Below are 17931 nucleotides of genomic sequence, written 5' to 3'. Positions count from 1 at the left end.
TTTCAAAATGTTGCAATAACACAGCGATTACCCTTAAATTTTAAGACAGGATATTTCTTAAATTCACGGGAGAAAAAGTTAAGAAAGATTCATACTTATTTATTAGGACTAATCCTAAACAATTATTAATTTATGGCCCGTTGCAGATTCATTACAACAACAAAAAATTAACTTATTGAAAATAAACTATTTTCCTTAAGCATTACTTAAGTTAATTTATCAGAAAAAGCTTTTAAAAATCGTGAAAGTCTTAATAAACATTATGTTAGAGTAAACGGCTTTACTGTAAATGTAATTTTTCGTAATAGTGAAAGGAAATCTCATGCGGATTGATTTATAGTAAACGTATATGGAATAATCGTTGTAATTGATCCCCACCTCATCCAGGTGTGTCCACCCCAACGTGTTGTGTTTATCAAATTTCTTCGATAAAAGGGGCTGCATTATGGACGAATACTCACCAAAACGGCATGATATTGCGCAGCTTAAATTTCTCTGCGAAAATCTGTATCATGACTGCTTAGCCAACCTCGGCGAGAGTAATCATGGTTGGGTTAATGATCCTACTTCGGCCATTAACTTGCAGCTGAATGAATTGATTGAACACATTGCTGCCTTCGCACTTAATTACAAAATTAAGTATGATGATGGGAGTAAATTGATTGAACAAATTGATGAATATTTGGACGATACATTTATGCTGTTCAGTAACTATGGCATCAATGCGCAAGACTTGCAGAAATGGCGCAAGTCGGGAAATCGATTATTCCGATGTTTCGTCACAGAGAGCCGTGCTAACCCTGTAAGCCTCTCCTTTTAGAACTATTACAAGATGTATAAGGTGATTTTATGACAACAAAACCATTAACTAAGACCGATTATTTGATGCGTCTGCGACGCTGCCAAACAATTGATACCTTAGAACGTGTAATTGAAAAAAATAAATACGAATTATCAGATAATGAATTGGCAGTATTCTATTCTGCTGCGGACCACCGTCTGGCTGAACTGACCATGAATAAGCTTTACGATAAAATACCTCCTTCTGTATGGTCATTTATCCGTTAATAACGCTTAATCGTTATTAAGTTTTATGGGGTTCAAGCTGACATGTTGTTGTACCTTCAGGGAATGAACATCATCCCTCGTTGAGTCACTAACCTTGTGACTAAATGGCCACAATTCATGGGCTGTATAGTTGTGTGTGACAAGCGATGCTCCTGACAATAGCTGCATTTAACTATGCGATTAGCGTCACAGAAGTAAAGAGCGCTCTCATTAATAACAAACTAATCGCTTACGGTATCAGGTGTCCGGTCTATTTATAAAAGGCATCGCCATGAGTGAAGAAAAACAGAAAATGATAGCGGGTGAGCTTTATCGCCCTGATGATCAACAACTTCGAGATGATCGTATCTACGCTCGTCATTTAATTCATCGATTTAATCACACAGCCCCAGATGAAAAAGCTGTTCGCGCGCAATTGCTTGGACAACTTTTAGGCCAAAGTGGGGACGCTTACATTGAACCGTCGTTTCGTTGTGATTACGGTTACAATATTTACCTCGGAAAAAACTTCTACGCTAATTTTGACTGTGTGATTCTCGATGTTTGTCCAGTTCACATCGGTGATAATTGCATGCTAGCGCCCGGCGTTCATATTTATACTGCGACACATCCGCTGGATGCCGAAACACGCAATAGTGGCGTTGAATTCGGAAAACCCGTGACGATTGGCAACAATGTCTGGATTGGCGGGCGCGCTATTATCAACCCTGGTGTTCACATTGGTGATAATGTCGTGATTGGTGCAGGCTCTGTTGTCACCAAAGATATTCCGGCAAACTCGGTTGTTGTAGGAAACCCAGCGCGATTGATAAAAATGGTTCCGGTGGCCCGCCAGTAACTGTTATGGTTTTTTTTGGCAGAACTGTTACTTTTTTACCCTCACAGGGCTTCTTAAAATAACAGTTCTCTGCCTGTAGCGTTCAAGTTCAAAAGGCTCATCATGACTGAAATTCAGCGCCTCCTCACCGATACTATCGAACAACTCAATGCCGAAGAAAAACGCGATAATCGTCCGCGTTTTAGCATCAGCTTTATCCGCAAACATCCCGGGTTATTTATCGGTATGTGGGTAGGTTGGTTTGCCACGCTATGGGTGATGCTGGAGTCGGACACTCTGGCAGGTTCGGTTTGGTTGCTTGTAGTGCTATTTGCGCTACTGAATGCTTTTTTCTTTTTCGACGTGAACCCACGCTATCACTACGATGACATTGATGTGCTGGATTTGCGTGTTTGCTATAACGGCGAGTGGTACAACACCCGCAATGTTCCCCCGACACTCATCGATAAAATACTGCATTCCCCTGGCGTGGATGAACAACAGAAATCTCTGCTGCATAAAATGATGACCACTAAAGGTGATCTCTCCTTTTACGATATCTTCTCTTTAGGCCGCGCATAACGCATGCCAATGACAAAATAAGGGGCCACAGCCCCTTATTTCATCGCCGTTTCTTCCCGCCCTGCACCGCTTTAAAACGCGGGTTGCTTTTGCAAATCACATATAGCCGCCCTTTGCGTTTCACTATCTGACAATCCGGATGACGTTGTTTCGCACTACGTAATGAATTCAGAACCTTCATGGTTTATTCCTTTAGTATTTTATTATTACGTTATAACATATCAATAAAATAAAAGATGGATGAAAAAAAAGCAAGCCTGTTTATAGAAACTCTTCCTGTGCAATTCCTGTTAGCCAGAATTTGCAAATGCATAGAACCCTGCCCGACCATAACTTAGAAGATAACAATATTGGGCGGCATGTATCACTTGCGGCAATGTAATTTCTACGAACTCTACATCAATCAAGAAAGGATAAAACCATGGATCAGCGCTGTTGTTGTTGGGCAAAAAAATCAAAACGTGTCGGAAAAACATCTGAATTAAGCGGAGTCCAGAATGAGCAGAACAACGACCCAGGCATTGCCAATACTCGATCTTTTAGCCCTTGATGGTACAGCGACTGACCGCGTTGCGTTTCTTGAACAACTGCGCCATGCCGCTCGTGATATCGGTTTCTTCTACCTGATTAACCATGGTATCAGCCCGGAACTACAACAGGCGGTTCAGGATGAAGCACAGCTGTTTTTTGCTTTGCCAGACGCTGAAAAACAAAAAGTCGCCATGATTCACTCGCCCCATTTTCGCGGTTATAACCGTGCTGCCAGTGAATTAACCCGTGGTAAACCTGACTGGCGCGAACAGTTCGATATTGGCGCCGAACGCCCTGCTCTTTCAGTCAATGAAACGCAACCTGGCTGGCTTCGCCTGCAAGGGCCAAATCTCTGGCCTGAATCATTACCGACACTCAAACCTACCCTCTTGCAATTTCAGAGCGAAATGACCGCTGTAGCGTTGAAACTGCTGCGCACTTTTGCTCAAGCGCTGGAACTCCCGGCAAACAGTTTTGATAGCCTTTATGGCAATAAACCGAATGAGCACATCAAACTTATCCGCTATCCCGGCCAAAAGGCAACGGATGGGAATCAGGGAGTAGGTGCTCATAAGGACTCAGGATTCCTGAGCTTTCTATTGCAAGACCAGCAGCAAGGTTTACAGGTAGAGGTTACGCCGGATAACTGGATAGATGCATCCCCCTTACCTGGCAGTTTTGTGGTGAATATTGGTGAATTGCTTGAGCTGGCAACCAATGGCTATTTGCGGGCCACGGTACATCGGGTGATTTCCCCGCCGCAGGGACATGAACGCCAGTCCATCGCATTTTTTCTCGGCGCACAATTAGATGCCATTGTGCCAGTTTATGCTCTGCCGCCAGCGCTTGCACAACAAGCTCTCGGGCCGGAAAGCGACCCGCATAACCCGTTGCTGCGTGATGTCGGATGGAATTATCTAAAAGGTCGCCTGCGTTCTCACCCCGATGTGGCGGAACGTTATTACCCGGATGTCTTGCGTAACAGCACTGAACTTATCGCTTAAACATTAAAGGAACACAACATGAAAAATGCCTCTTTTAAACTGGCAGGGTTAGCGCTGTCTTTGACCCTGGCTTTTAGTACTCAAGCTACAGAAACTTTGCGCATCGCCGCCGATCCCGTTCCACACGCAGAGATCCTCGCATTCGTGCAAAAACTCGATCCGAACCTGAAATTAAAAATCATAGAGCTTAGCAATGGTGTAAACGCGAACGAACTGCTGGCGAATGGCGACGTTGATGCCAACTATTTCCAGCATGTGCCTTATTTGCGCGATCAGGAAAAAGCGCTGGGTAAAAAATTCACCGTTGCCGCTACCGTTCATATCGAGCCATTGGGAATTTATTCACACAAATACAAAGACCTAAAATCGATTCCCGAAAATGCCACTATCGCGATTCCAAACAACGTTACCAACCTGAGCCGTGCGCTGTACCTTTTACAGGACAACGGGTTGATTACCCTTAAGCCTGAATTTAAAGACGCGGCACAAAATCTGGCCACTCCGCGTGACATCGCCAGCAATCCGAAGAAGCTGAAGATTGTTGAGATAGAAGCGCCACAATTACCGCGCTCATTGGATGACGTGGATCTGGCTGTTATTAATGGCAACTACGCGCTGGAGGCCGGATTAACCCCGTCGAAAGATGCGTTAGGGTTGGAAAGCGCCAGTCATAATCCTTACGCCAATATTTTGGTCACCAACCCAAATCTGGCAAACGATCCACGAATCAAAGAGCTGGCGAAAGATCTGCAATCACCACAGGTTGCTGAATTTATTCGTAAGCAGTTTAACGGCTCAGTGATCCCTGTCGCCGCACCGCAATCATGATAACCCTTGAGCGGCTGAGCAAAGTGTATGCCGGAGGAGGCCAACCGGTTCTGGATAATGTCTCGCTGACTGTGCCAAAGGGCGCAATCTACGGCATTCTTGGGCGCAGCGGAGCGGGGAAAAGTACCTTGGTTCGCTGTCTCAATTTACTGGAGCGGCCCACATCGGGCCGTATTTTGATGAAGGGCGTGGATATCACTACGCTCACTAATCGTGAGTTGCGAGCACATCGCCAGCGCACTGGAATGGTGTTCCAGCATTTCAATCTTATTCACGCTCGCAATGTGGCCGACAATATAGCCGTGCCGCTGGAAATCGCCGGGCATTCGCGTGAAATGCGCCAACAACGTATCGCAGAATTGCTGCAACTGGTTGGCCTGAGCGATAAAGCACAGGCGTTTCCCTCTCAGCTTTCCGGTGGGCAAAAGCAACGCGTAGGCATCGCCCGTGCGCTTGCGGTACATCCTGATATTCTGCTGTGTGATGAAGCCACCAGCGCATTAGACAGCGAAACAACAACATCGGTGCTGGCGCTGCTGATGGACATCAACCGTAAACTGGACGTCACCATTGTGCTGATTACCCACCAGCTAGAAGTCGTGAAAGCTATCTGCGATCACGCGGCGCTATTAGAAAATGGCAAGCTGATAGAAAGCGGTTCGCTGTCCGAATTACTGGCGACCCCCTATTCCCGCCTGCGCCAGGTGTTACTCCCGGGAGATGCAGCTGAGCAGGCATTTTTACGCCGTATCGCCGCGTCAGGGAGAGTGTTATGCGAAGTCGCTTAGCGTGGGAAGATTTGTGGCCATTACTGCTTGATGGCACGCTGGATACTCTTTATATGGTCGGTCTTGCGGCGCTGTTTACCATCATTATTGGTTTACCGCTGGGCGTATTGTTATTTCTCACCCGTCGCGATGGCGTGCTGCCCGCACCGAAGATGAATCAGATTATGGGTGGCATAGTAAACGTCGGACGTTCGCTGCCGTTTATCGTGCTGCTGATTGCCCTGATACCATTCACCCGTATTATCGTCGGCACCACGCTTGGCAGCACCGCGGCAGTGGTTCCGATAACCATCGGCGCTTTCCCATTCTTTGCCCGAGTAGTAGAAAGCGCGTTAGATGAAGTGGACAAAGGTCGTATCGAAGCCATTCTTTCTATGGGTGGAAACGTCTGGCATATCATCGGAAAAGTGTTACTACCCGAAGCGCTGCCTGCCCTTCTGGCGGGTATCACATTGACCATTGTGATGCTGATTGGATTTTCGTCGATGGCGGGCGTAATTGGCGGTGGTGGGTTAGGCGACCTGGCGATTCGCTACGGTTATCAGCGATTTAACAACCAAGTGATGGTCGGTACCGTAGTGATTCTGGTCGCGATGGTGCAATTGGTTCAAAGTGTTGGCAATCATCTGGTACGCCGCCTGGCGCACCGACGCTAATTAAAAGGTGGATTCATCATCCACCTTTTGTTATCAGGCCTTTTCACGCACCAGAACAGTGGTCAACGTAAACGACAACCCTAATGCCAGCGCTACACCCATCAATGCAAAGATAAAATACGGGCCGATATACGCAGGCAAGCTAAAAATGCTCGACAAAATATAGCCATACAAACGCACACCAAAGAAGGCGATAAAGGCTGAGGCGATGGAACTTGCGATAGTCGCCGCAATAAACGCTTTCTTGTAGCGCGTTAGAACACCAAACAGTGCAGGTTCCGTAATCCCGAGCAGAGCAGAAATTGCCGCAGGCAAAACCACAGCCCTTTCTTCACGCGATTTGCTCTGTTTCCAGATGGCAAAGGTGGAACCAGCAATGGCCATGTTCGCCATAAACATCATCGGCATTAGCATGTCATATCCACGGTCGGTAAAGTTTTGCAGTGCGATAGGTGTCATCGCGTGGTGCATACCGGTCAAAATCGCTACTGGGCGAATCGCACCTACTACCAACCCGGCAAAACTTGCCGACACACCAAACAACCCTTCGATAAACCATGCCAGCGCTTTACCCAAATAAATCCCCAACGGCCCAATAACCACAAGTGCAACTAGTGCCGCAAGGAACAAAGTGAGCGTTGGCGTGAATACGGTTTTCAACACGTCCGGCATAAATTTATCCACCCAGCGATGGATGTAACTCAAAGCCAGTACAGAGAAAATTACTGGGATTACGCTTGAAGCGTAATTAAACACCGACACTGGTATCACGTTCAGAAAATAGAACGCATCGACCGCATCCGGCGAATGGCTTGCCAGCATTTTTGCCGCTTCAATCAGCGATGGATACATGAAACAGGCGGCAACCGCAGCTGCCAGATATTCATTGGTTTTAAAGATACGAGCAGCAGAGATTGCGAGGAAGAACGGTAAAAAGTAGAACACGCCACTGGCAATCAAATCGATGACGATAACTGTGTCACTTTTCGCTGAAACCACTTTCAGCGCGATCAACCCCGCCAGCAAGCCTTTGATCATCCCGGCACCAGCAATAGCAGGAACAATCGGCCCAAATACGCCCGACACCGTATCCATAAACATCGATACCAGGCTTTTTCGCGCTTTCTTCTGGCTGGCCGGTGCTGTGCTTTGTTCTGATGCTGAACCCAGCACGTTGGTTAGCTGCTCATACCAACTATTCACCTGTGGGCCAATGATAATCTGGAATTGATCACTCTGAATTTGAGCACCTAATACACCCGGTATTTTTTTAATTGCCGACTGATCAATTTTATTTTCGTCAATCAGAGAGAAGCGCAAGCGCGTCATACAGTGCCAGGCTTTACTAATATTATCCGCACCACCTATAAGGTGAATAATATTATTAATGGCATCACGAGTCCCCATCTGTCACTCCCAAAGAATTGCTTATTGTTATGCGTTGAATGCCACTGATGGTAGGGAATCGAAACCACTAAAACAAACCAATAAACTTTGAACACCGTCACAATTAGCCATCACAAAGGCCACAAAACACCATAAAGATACAAATTGGTATGGTTTTTATGCTTACCGAGCATCTTTTCCTGACCAATAAAAATAAGCAAAAAAAATGATTTACCCGAACTAAAAAATAAGGTGATAGTAAATAACATAAGCCTGTTATCTCACGGTCTGTGGAGTTATCTCGTGAAACCAACAATTATTGAAAATATTGAATGCTTTATTACTCGTCCCGACCGTCACAATCTTATTACCGTGCGAGTCACCACCGATAAGGGTGTGACAGGTCATGGTTGCGCGACTTTCCAACAGCGCCCTTTGGCGGTAAAAACCATGGTCGATGAATATCTCAAACCGCTGTTAATTGGCCGCGATGCGAACAACATTGAAGACCTGTGGCAGATGATGACGGTCAATGCTTACTGGCGTAACGGCCCGGTAATCAACAATGCCATTGCCGGTGTCGACATGGCGCTTTGGGATATTAAAGGCCAGCTTGCGGATATGCCTCTGTATCAGCTCTTCGGGGGCAAATCGAAAGATGCTATCGCCGCTTACAGCCACGCCGCCAGTGAAACACTGGAAGGGTTGTATCTGGAAGTCGACAAACTTCTTGCACAAGGGTATCGCTACATTCGTTGCCAATTAGGTTTTTACGGTGGCACGCCTCAGGGATTACACGCCACCAAAACACCAACGCCGGGAGCTTATTATGACCAGGACGAATATATGGCCAATACCGTGGCGATGTTTAAGGCGCTGCGCGAGAAGTACGGCAACCAGTTCCATATTCTCCACGATGTGCATGAACGCTTATTCCCGCAGCAAGCCGTGCAGTTAGCAAAAGCGCTTGAACCGTACCAACCGTGGTTTATCGAAGATATTTTGCCACCACAGCAAAGCGCCTGGTTAGAGCAGGTGCGCGCGCACTCGTCGGTCCCACTTGCAATGGGTGAACTCTTTAATAATCCGGCTGAATGGCATGATTTGATTGTGAATCGACGCATCGATTTTATCCGCTGCCACGTTTCACAAATTGGTGGAATAACGCCCGCGCTAAAACTCGCCATTCTTTGCCAGGCTTTTGGCGTTCGTCTTGCCTGGCATGGTCCCGGCGATATGACGCCCATTGGCGTGGCGGTGAATACACATTTGAACATTCATCTGCACAACGCCGCGATTCAGGAATTCATCCCGAATAAACCAAATACCGAATCGGTATTCCCCGGCGCGCCAGTTGCGGAGCTTGGATATATTTATCCGCTTGAAAAACCAGGTATTGGCGTAAAATTTGATCAACAAAAAGCCGAAGCTTTCCCAGTGGAATATCGCCCACACGAGTGGACGCAAAGCCGTTTGCCAAACGGGGCGATTCACACTCCCTGAGTACCCTGTCGGTAGGCCAGATTATCGTGGTTATAAGGGGTGACGTAGGTGCAGGAATAATTGATATCGACGATATCACTTATTTCAAAAACTCGCCCCCCTTCGAGAATCCCCCGGTTGATGATGCGCATCGCTGGGGTGCCTTTTTTACACTCCAGCAAAGCTGCCTGCTCCTTATTAATCGCCACTGCCTGGTAGCTGGTTAACAAGTGAGAAATACGGAACCCTTTACTGAGCACATATTGTTGAATCGACTGCTCAATAACGTGCTGATTCAGATCGGGGAAATCCTGCACCGGCATCCGTGAAATCTCAATCTGGACCTTTTGATTATCAACATATCGCAGGCGACAAAATTGCCAAATATAGTCATCCTCACCCAGACCAAATACCTGCTGCTCTTCTTTGTTCGGTAATTTTTTATGCAGGTTCACCATGCGAAAAGCCATCTGATCAAAACGCTTTTCGGTAATAGAGTTATAAACGAGTGGGTTATTACGCGCCTGCGGGTTAATCCAAATCCCAGATCCCTGAATAATCTCAATGACCCCGATACTCACCAGTTTTTCCAGTGCCTTACGAATAGTGAAGCGCGATACATCATATTCCACAGCAAGCTGGCGTTCAGGGGGTAATTTTCGTCTTTTAAAATCGTTATGCTGATAAATCTTGCTTAACAGATCCTGGATAACGAACTCTTTTTTCTTCATTTTTGGCCCACAGACCTTATCCCGCTAGTTCTTGAAGTAAAACATAACATCCTACATTAAGCTGGGATAGACTAACCTTGTCTATGGAAAAACATTAGAAAAACTAACCTCTTAACCAGGTCTAAAAGAATGACATCCCGAAAGCTCATCAGCCTCGTAAGCGGTGTATTAATTCTGGCGGTTTTGATACCCATTTTATCAAGCGTTTATATCGCTCATCGCAATGCCGAACAGAATTTTCACGATGATTTGGTGGAATTTGCCGATCATGCACTGCTTCGTACTAGCAAGGTCATCGATCAGGCTATTTCCGCCGTTGATGATATTAACCGCTTTAAAGGCAATACATGTACGCAAGTACACACTGAAACCATGCGCCGTGTCGCGCTTGAATATCGCTACGTGCAAGAAGTCATGTTCCAGAACAATAGCCAAATTCTATGTAGTTCGCTGGAATCATTCACTCATGGTGAAACGTTAGGCAAGCCCGATCGTGAAGGAATGGATGGCTTTAGCGCATGGTATACCATTCCTTCCACACCTGGTTTTCAGCGCAAGATGATATATATCGGCAAACAGCCACATCTCGCGTTAGTCGATCCAATGTCCTTTATTGATGTTTTACCATTTGGTAATTACACACTAAATATTGCCATGGTTGGTCTGCGTAATAACCAGCTGATCGCCAGCAATAGCCGATATGTTCCCGGAGCGTGGCGTCCCCCTCTGGAACATGGAGCGGAAGAGTTTCAAAGTGAGAACAATTTTTATGTCATTCGCCGGGATGAAGGCCTCGGTCTGGCGATGATTGTCTGGGCATCAATGGAACCATTGGCAACAGCCTGGTATCAGCAATTATTCATCTGGCTACCTGTTGGTCTTATCGTCAGTCTGGCTGCGGGTGGCTTCTTAATTAGTGTTCTGCGTCGGTTATTATCACCACGATATCGGTTGATGGATGCGATTAAAAACCGTGAAATTAGCGTGGTATATCAACCTATTGTTCATCTTCAAAGCGGTGAAAGCGTTGGTGCTGAAGCGCTAATTCGTTGGCAACAACAAGATGGTTCAATGCTAAACCCGGATGCGTTTATTCCTCTGGCGGAGCAGACAGGGCTGGTCACGCAATTAACTGAACAGGTCATTGAGATAATTTTTCAGGAGCTTGGTGGCTGGCTTCATAAACATCCACACCACCATATTTCAGTTAATATGGGGGTAAATGATGTGCGTAACCTGCATATTCTTGAAGTCATTCGCCCGTATCTTGCCCATTATTTGGTCAAGCCAGGACAAATCGCATTTGAAATTACCGAACGTGGTTTTGCTGATCCTAAAATTACCGCCCCCATTATTGCGCAATATCGCGAAGCCGGGCATGCAATCTACATTGATGATTTTGGCACCGGTTATTCAAGTCTGAGTTATTTACAGGATCTCGATGTCGATATTCTAAAAATAGACAAATCTTTTGTCGATGCTCTCGAATATAAAAACGTCACACCGCATATTATTGAAATGGCGAAGGCTCTAAATATTCTGATGGTAGCCGAAGGTATTGAAACCCCCGGCCAGGCGGCCTGGTTACGCAAACAAGGTGTTCAGTACGGCCAGGGCTGGCTGTTCAGTAAAGCCTTGCCGAAAGATAAGTTTATCGACTGGGTCGAGAAACATCAGGCAAAAATAACGAAAGCGCCATGATTTATTTCACACCAAGGCGCTTCGCAAGGCGGTGTAAATTACCAACATCCAGTTGTAATTGACGGGCGCAGGCAGCCCAATTACCTGCGTTGGCGTCCAATGTGCTGATAATAATCTGGCGCTGGTAATCATCCGTCGCAGCACGCAAATTATCGACGACAAGCATGGATGCAGCTGGCGTATTAACAGATTTCACTTCTGCATCCGCTAACTGAAAATGCTGTGGTTGAAGCCAGACTTCACCCTCTGGTTTTCCAGAACGCGCCAGCACAGTGGCGCGATACAGTGCGTGTTCCAGCTCGCGAATATTCCCTGGCCAGTCGTAACGACGCAGTAACTCACGGGTAGCATCGCTTAACGCAACCTGCTTTAACCCCATTTTTACGCGGCTTTGCTCGCAGAAAAAACCCGCCAATAACGTGATGTCATCACCCCGTTCGCGCAGTGGCGGGACATGCAGCGGAAAGACGCTTAAACGGTGAAAAAGATCAGCCCGAAACTCCCCAGCCAGCACATGCTGTTTGAGGTCACGGTTGGTCGCCGCCAGGACCCGCACATTCACGCGATGACTGCTGTCATCACCCACGCGCTGAATATCACCATACTGCAAAACCCGCAGTAATTTTGCCTGTAGCGTTAATGGCAGCTCCCCTATTTCGTCAAGGAAAAGCGTGCCATTGTCTGCCATTTCAAACTTGCCGGTGCGATGGTGAATGGCACCTGTAAACGCCCCTTTGACGTGGCCAAACAGTTCACTTTCCGCCACACTTTCCGGCAACGCCGCACAATTTAGATAAACCAATGGATTCGCCGCCCGCGCCGACCCACTGTGAATCGCACGCGCGACCAATTCTTTGCCAACACCTGTTTCCCCGGTAATCAGCACATTCAGATCAGAGCCCGCGACAATCTCAATCTCTTTCTTAAGCTGCATAATTCCCGCAGACAACCCCACCATTTCAGCGCTATTGGTTTTGGTAGCAATAGGAACCATTGCCACAGCAGATGTTTGGTTTTCAAGTTGTTCTATCAGCAAGGCGTTATTTAGCGCGCCTGCTGCCAGCACGCTGATTAAACGTAACTCTTCATCGCTGAAATGATCGAACTGCAAAGGGTCCATACCATCCACGGTTAACGCACCAATCAGATTTTGATCGGCAAACAACGGCAGACCGAGACAGGCATGCACTTTTAAATCAGTGTGATCGGGAATAAGGCCATCATATGGATCGGGTAATTCGCTTTCCGCCGGAAACCGTACCACATCACCTGCGCGCGCAATGGCTTCCAGCCGTGGATGTGCATCTAAATCGAAACGCCTCCCGAGCACATCTTGCGCCAAACCATCAATCGCCAGCGGGCGAAACTGCCGCGCTTCATATCGCAGTAACGCAGTGGCATCACCACCTAAAAGCTGGCGCAGTGTTCGAATCAAACGAGCAAAACGATCCTGATGAGAAATGCCGCTTTGCAGGTCAATGGCAATATTGGCGAGAGAAGTAATAGACAGGCTCATAAGCGGCTCCATTAAACGATTTCGCCAACTTACCCCTTGATTGTCAAAAAGACAATATTATTGTCAAAAAGACATTCATTAAGACTGTCATTATGACAATAAAATTTAACCTGATTTAGTTAAAATACTTAAAAATCAAAGCAATAAAAAGTTGGCATGTCGTTTGTAATACATCAAATACGAGCATTATTTTTTATACTTTTTGAGGTACTGACAAATGGCTATCCAGGTTAAAAACAATATTCAATGGGTTGGACAACGTGACTGGGAAGTACGTGATTTTCATGGCACAGAATATAAAACGCTGAAAGGCAGCAGCTATAACAGTTACCTGATACGTGAAGAAAAAACGGTGCTGATCGATACTGTTGACCACAAATTCAGCCGAGAATTTGTTCAAAACCTGGCAAGCGAAATTGACCTGAACACGCTCGATTACATCATCATCAACCATGCAGAAGAAGACCATGCCGGTGCGCTGACCGAGTTGATGTCACACATTCCCAATACGCCGATTTACTGCACCGCCAATGGTGTAGATTCCATTAACGGCCACCATCATCATCCGGAATGGAATTTCCATGTGGTGAAAACTGGCGACAGCCTGGATATTGGCAATGACAAGCAGCTTATCTTCGTTGAAACGCCAATGCTGCACTGGCCAGACAGCATGATGACTTACATGACAGGCGACGCAGTGTTGTTCAGTAACGATGCTTTCGGCCAACATTATTGCGATGAACATCTGTTTAACGATGAAGTTGATCAGACTGAACTGTTCGAACAATGTCTGCGCTATTACGCCAATATTCTTACGCCGTTCAGCCGACTTGTCACACCAAAAATCACCGAAATTCTCGGCTTCAATTTGCCGGTGGATATGATTGCTACCTCCCACGGCGTGGTCTGGCGGGAAAATCCAACGCAGATAGTCGAGCTGTATCTGAAATGGGCCGCAGATTACCAGGAAGATCGCATCACCATTTTCTACGACACCATGTCCAACAACACCCGCATGATGGCGGACGCCATTGCTCAGGGCATTAACGAAATCGATCCTCGCGTTGGGGTGAAAATCTTTAACGTGGCCCGCCATGATAAAAACGAAATTCTGACCAACGTGTTCCGCTCCAAAGGTGTTCTGGTGGGCACATCTACCATGAACAACGTGATGATGCCAAAAATTGCGGGCCTGGTTGAAGAGATGACGGGACTTCGTTTTCGCTCCAAACGTGGCAGCGCATTCGGCTCCCACGGTTGGAGCGGCGGTGCGGTTGACCGTCTTTCTACTCGCTTGCAGGATGCTGGTTTTGAAATGTCGCTGAGCCTGAAAGCAAAATGGCGTCCGGATATCGACGCGCTGGAGGTCTGCCGCGAGCATGGCCGTGAAATTGCCCGCCAGTGGGCACTCACACCACTAACTCAAGCCCCCGTTTCCGCACCACAAAAAAGTAGTGTCGAAGCAAAAACTTGCGCTGATTTAGGCCCACGTATGCAATGCAGTGTTTGTCAGTGGACTTACGACCCTGAAAATGGCGAACCGATGCAAGACATTGAAGCCAGAACACCATGGGCCGATGTACCCGATACCTTCCTGTGCCCTGAATGCGCTCTTGGAAAAGACGTATTTGATGTACTGTCAACGGAGGCAAAATGAATCACGGCATCGCAATTATCGGCTCAGGTTTCGCCGCTCGTCAGCTCGTAAAAAACATCCGCAAGCATGATTTTCAGGTGCCTGTGCGCCTGATTGCCGCCGACAGTATCGATGAATACAACAAGCCAGATCTCAGCCATGTCATCAGCCTTAACCAGCAGGCAGACAGCATCACCCGGCAACGCGCTGGGGAATTTGCTGAGCAATTTAATCTAACGTTGAATACCAACAGTTGGGTGTCTGAAATCGACCCCCGTGCATGTTTGGTGAAATGCGGCAGCCAACAATGGCCGTATGACAAACTCGTGCTGGCTATCGGTTCAAGTGCCCTACGGCCCCCCATTCCGGGAAAAGAGCTGATGCTGACTCTCAATAGCCAGCAGGAGTTCCTGGCTTGTGAAACGTCGCTGCGGGATGCGCGTCGGGTGATGATTTTAGGGGGAGGTTTAATTGGCACTGAGCTGGCAATGGATTTTTGCCGGGCCGGGAAACAGGTCATTCTGGTGGATAACGCTTCTAGCCTGCTCGCTTCGCTGATGCCTGCGCAAGTCAGCGCTCGGCTTCAACATTGCCTGAACCAAATGGGTGTCGAGTTGTTGTTTAATCAACGTCTGGATGCACTGAGCAAAACACCGCGGGGAATAAATGCCGCGTTAAGCAACGGGCGAATGATTGGCGTGGATGCCGTTGTGGCCGCAATTGGCCTACGTCCAAACATCGGGCTAGCACAGCATGCCGGGTTAGCGGTGAACCGAGGTATCAAGGTTAATCGCCAGTTGCAGACGTCGGATGCAAATATTTACGCGCTGGGAGACTGCGCTGAAATTGACGGTAAAGTGCTACCGTTCCTACAGCCGACCCAGTTTAGCGCCATGACACTTGCCAAAAATTTGCTTGGTGAAAACAATGAGCTGACGCTACCTACAATGCTGGTGAAAATAAAAACGCCTGAGCTGCCAATACATCTTGCGGGTGAAACTCATCGCACTGATTTGCAATGGCAGATTGCAGCCGAATCACAAGGTTTAATAGCCAAAGGCTATGATGAAGCGCAACAGCTACGGGCATTTATCGTCAGTGAAGCTCATATGAAACTGGCTTTTGGGTTGCTACGAGAATTACAGATTTAAATTTTATTAAGTGGGTGACGCAAACGCCCAGCTATTTAGCGGGTTAGCATTCGCGTCACCCGCCGGACTTATTCGTCCAGCAGCGGCGCAAAGCCACCATAAATCATACGTTTGCCATCAAATGGCATTGACTCACCAAACTCTTTCATCCGTGGGTCTGACATCATTTTAGCATTAGCCGCGTCACGCACTTCTTTTGACGGATATTCAATCCAGCTAAAAACAACGTCTTCGTTCTCTTCAGCTTTCACCGCCATCCGGAAGTCGGTGAGCTTGCCGTCGGGCACATCGTCAGCCCAACATTCCACGATGCGTAACGCACCAAACTCTTTGAACAACGGTGCCGCCTTCCCGGCCATTTGCTTATACGCCTCTTTATTTGCTACAGGTACAGCAACGACAAAACCATCAACATAACTCATTGTGAACCTCCACGGTGTGAGGAATACGGGCAGATATTTTCCACCCGTGATGATTGCGATTGATAAGTTTAGTCGTTAAGAATGAATACTGCTTGCTCATAATTTAAGCAGCATTTCATATTGCATAACGGGGTCTTGATGGTAGCCACAACTCAAGAAAAGTGGCGCGATTTGTTCGGGAGTTGTTGCCGCGGTTGAAAGCCCTGGAAAACGCTCGTGTAGTAATGTGAGCAGTTTTTTCGCCTGCCCTTTGCCACGCTCAGCAGGGTCAACATAAAGCATGCGCAGTCTGGGTTGTGGCGTCGTGACAACCATTGCATAAGCCACATCGTTGAGAATAAATGCCTTTCCGGGCAATTTGTAGAGCGTTTCAGGTGCACTTAACCAGGGCATTCGCAGACGGGAATCGACCATTATTTTTTTTGCCATTTCCATCGGGTCGATTTCCAGCAATTCGTCTGTCACAACTAAACGTGTAACTCCCGTGGCGTTAAACCCGGCTAATTTCTGCTGACAAACAAAGCCCATACGTTCATACAACGCCAATCCGCTATCGTTACCGACTATGACTTCCAGCCACATGTTTCGGTCACCACGCGCACGCGCTTCATCAATTAATTGTTGCATAAACTGTTTGCCGAGTCCCTGACCACGTAATTCAGGGCGGATCGCGAATGCTGCAAGGCGGCAGGTTTGCCCCCGGCGGGCGATCACCGCCAGTGCTTTTGGCTCACCATCCTGCATCCAGACTTTGCTGTCGTTAAGACTGATATCCTCGGCGCCAAAACGCGAAGAAAAGGTTTCGCCATCAATGGTAAAAGGGACCAGGTATCCTTCAAAACAGTGGGACAAAATATCTGCCAACTGATGACTATTCCAGTATGCCGCCGCTTTACTAGTGACTTTTCTGTGCATCGAGACCTCTTCCATTGGGGGTTTTGGCTACAACATTAGGGTACGACCGTCGGTACAACCAGTTTTTTATGTGGCTGGGCGCGAAGGCGAAACCATGGCAAACAAAGTTGGATTAACGGGCCAATCGCCAGCGCGTACAATACTGTACCAACACCAAATGTACCGCCCATCAACCAACCTGCCAGTAAAACCGTCAGCTCAATCGCCGTACGTACTGTGCGCACCGACCAACCGGTGCGGGTGTTAATTCCCGTCATTAAACCATCACGCGGGCCGGAACCAAATCCTGCACCGATGTACATTCCAGTGGCGATGGCATTTACCAAAATAGCGCTCAGTAGCAAAATACTGCGCACCACAACCGACTCTAATGGCGGTATTAACGCTAATGCCGCATCGGCGGCAAGGCCCAGAACAATCACGTTGCTAATTGTCCCCAACCCTGGTTTCTGACGCAGAGGGATCCACAGCAACAGTACCAGCGCACCGACTACGATCATCACCATGCCAATGTTGATAGAAAAGATCCTTGCCACACCGAGATGGAACACATTCCACGGATCAGCACCTAAATTGGCACGTACGAACATAGCCGTGGACACACCATACAGCACCAGCCCGGTATAAAGTTGTAGCAAGCGACGAACGATCATTAGTGTTCACCTCAGAGATCTTTTGTGGCTATACTTTCACCTGGAATGGCCTTTAAATTAAGGT

Annotated in this window: 19 protein-coding genes; 12 read left to right on the top strand and 7 right to left on the bottom strand. The window is 47.4% G+C overall.

What is annotated here, in order from left to right:
• Positions 1-445 precede the first annotated feature (445 nt).
• The 4 genes from tomB to FH968_RS09350 all read left to right on the top strand — a co-directional run bounded on the left by tomB (position 446) and on the right by FH968_RS09350 (position 2467).
• The gene (tomB, locus tag FH968_RS09365; protein WP_139878885.1) at positions 446-820 is read left to right on the top strand and encodes an Hha toxicity modulator TomB; all 375 of its coding nucleotides are present in this window, start codon (positions 446-448) and stop codon (positions 818-820) included.
• Positions 821-849: 29 nt separating this feature from the next.
• Positions 850-1068: an HHA domain-containing protein gene (locus FH968_RS09360; protein WP_034493744.1), complete on the top strand. Its 219-nt coding sequence runs from the start codon at positions 850-852 to the stop codon at positions 1066-1068.
• A 271-nt stretch (positions 1069-1339) separates the two neighbouring features.
• Positions 1340-1906, top strand: coding sequence for a maltose O-acetyltransferase (gene maa / locus FH968_RS09355; protein ID WP_139878884.1), 567 nt, complete (start codon positions 1340-1342; stop codon positions 1904-1906).
• Positions 1907-2008: 102 nt separating this feature from the next.
• Entirely contained in the window at positions 2009-2467 is a 459-nt protein-coding gene (locus FH968_RS09350; RefSeq protein WP_139878883.1) for a YlaC family protein, read from the top strand.
• Between the two features lie 40 nt (positions 2468-2507).
• Here the strand turns inward: FH968_RS09350 and ykgO are convergent, their stop codons facing one another.
• Positions 2508-2648 carry a type B 50S ribosomal protein L36 gene (gene ykgO / locus FH968_RS09345; RefSeq protein ID WP_120063973.1) on the bottom strand — a complete coding sequence of 47 codons (141 nt, stop codon included), beginning with the start codon at positions 2646-2648 and terminating at the stop codon, positions 2508-2510.
• A 316-nt stretch (positions 2649-2964) separates the two neighbouring features.
• Between ykgO and FH968_RS09340 the strand changes: the two genes are divergently transcribed.
• The 4 genes from FH968_RS09340 to FH968_RS09325 are packed head-to-tail and all read left to right on the top strand — an operon-like array spanning position 2965 to position 6274.
• Entirely contained in the window at positions 2965-4002 is a 1038-nt protein-coding gene (locus FH968_RS09340) for an isopenicillin N synthase family oxygenase (RefSeq protein ID WP_139878882.1), read from the top strand.
• Positions 4003-4020: 18 nt separating this feature from the next.
• On the top strand, positions 4021-4830 hold the full coding sequence (locus FH968_RS09335; RefSeq protein ID WP_139878881.1) for a MetQ/NlpA family ABC transporter substrate-binding protein: 810 nt from the start codon (positions 4021-4023) through the stop codon (positions 4828-4830).
• Positions 4827-5618, top strand: coding sequence for a methionine ABC transporter ATP-binding protein (locus tag FH968_RS09330; RefSeq protein ID WP_139878880.1), 792 nt, complete (start codon positions 4827-4829; stop codon positions 5616-5618). Before FH968_RS09335 ends, FH968_RS09330 begins: the two co-directional genes overlap by 4 nt.
• Positions 5603-6274: a methionine ABC transporter permease gene (locus FH968_RS09325; RefSeq protein WP_139878879.1), complete on the top strand. Its 672-nt coding sequence runs from the start codon at positions 5603-5605 to the stop codon at positions 6272-6274. Before FH968_RS09330 ends, FH968_RS09325 begins: the two co-directional genes overlap by 16 nt.
• Positions 6275-6307: 33 nt before the next feature.
• Here the strand turns inward: FH968_RS09325 and FH968_RS09320 are convergent, their stop codons facing one another.
• On the bottom strand, positions 6308-7681 hold the full coding sequence (locus tag FH968_RS09320; protein WP_139878878.1) for a PTS transporter subunit EIIC: 1374 nt from the start codon (positions 7679-7681) through the stop codon (positions 6308-6310).
• Positions 7682-7963: 282 nt separating this feature from the next.
• Here FH968_RS09320 and FH968_RS09315 point away from each other — a divergent pair, with 282 nt between their 5' ends.
• Positions 7964-9163, top strand: coding sequence for an enolase C-terminal domain-like protein (locus tag FH968_RS09315; RefSeq protein ID WP_139878877.1), 1200 nt, complete (start codon positions 7964-7966; stop codon positions 9161-9163).
• Here FH968_RS09315 and FH968_RS09310 read toward each other — a convergent pair.
• On the bottom strand, positions 9151-9873 hold the full coding sequence (locus tag FH968_RS09310) for a GntR family transcriptional regulator (protein WP_139878876.1): 723 nt from the start codon (positions 9871-9873) through the stop codon (positions 9151-9153). The genes FH968_RS09315 and FH968_RS09310 overlap by 13 nt on opposite strands.
• A gap of 129 nt (positions 9874-10002) precedes the next feature.
• Between FH968_RS09310 and FH968_RS09305 the strand changes: the two genes are divergently transcribed.
• A complete protein-coding gene (locus FH968_RS09305; RefSeq protein WP_139878875.1) occupies positions 10003-11574 on the top strand; it encodes an EAL domain-containing protein in 1572 nt (523 codons plus the stop codon).
• A 1-nt stretch (position 11575) separates the two neighbouring features.
• Here FH968_RS09305 and norR read toward each other — a convergent pair whose 3' ends face one another.
• The gene (norR, locus tag FH968_RS09300) at positions 11576-13090 is read right to left on the bottom strand and encodes a nitric oxide reductase transcriptional regulator NorR (protein ID WP_139878874.1); all 1515 of its coding nucleotides are present in this window, start codon (positions 13088-13090) and stop codon (positions 11576-11578) included.
• A 217-nt stretch (positions 13091-13307) separates the two neighbouring features.
• Here norR and norV point away from each other — a divergent pair, with 217 nt between their 5' ends.
• Together norV and norW are read left to right on the top strand one after the other, a co-directional pair.
• Entirely contained in the window at positions 13308-14747 is a 1440-nt protein-coding gene (norV, locus tag FH968_RS09295; RefSeq protein WP_139878873.1) for an anaerobic nitric oxide reductase flavorubredoxin, read from the top strand.
• Complete coding sequence (gene norW, locus FH968_RS09290; RefSeq protein ID WP_139878872.1) at positions 14744-15877, top strand: NADH:flavorubredoxin reductase NorW; 1134 nt, start codon at positions 14744-14746, stop codon at positions 15875-15877. The genes norV and norW overlap by 4 nt, the downstream gene beginning before the upstream one ends.
• 68 nt (positions 15878-15945) lie before the next feature.
• On the opposite strand, the gene FH968_RS09285 is transcribed toward norW, so the two are convergent.
• The 3 genes from FH968_RS09285 to FH968_RS09275 form a co-directional block, all read right to left on the bottom strand.
• A complete protein-coding gene (locus FH968_RS09285) occupies positions 15946-16299 on the bottom strand; it encodes a DUF1428 domain-containing protein (RefSeq protein WP_139878871.1) in 354 nt (117 codons plus the stop codon).
• A gap of 96 nt (positions 16300-16395) precedes the next feature.
• Positions 16396-17214 carry an N-acetyltransferase gene (locus FH968_RS09280; protein WP_139878870.1) on the bottom strand — a complete coding sequence of 273 codons (819 nt, stop codon included), beginning with the start codon at positions 17212-17214 and terminating at the stop codon, positions 16396-16398.
• A 35-nt stretch (positions 17215-17249) separates the two neighbouring features.
• Positions 17250-17864 carry a YitT family protein gene (locus FH968_RS09275; RefSeq protein ID WP_139879006.1) on the bottom strand — a complete coding sequence of 205 codons (615 nt, stop codon included), beginning with the start codon at positions 17862-17864 and terminating at the stop codon, positions 17250-17252.
• Positions 17865-17931 lie beyond the last annotated feature (67 nt).

Origin of the sequence: Buttiauxella sp. B2 (assembly GCF_006376615.1) — a bacterium.
In the GTDB taxonomy this organism is placed as follows: Bacteria; Pseudomonadota; Gammaproteobacteria; order Enterobacterales; family Enterobacteriaceae; genus Buttiauxella.
This window is presented reverse-complemented; position numbering and strand designations above follow the sequence as displayed.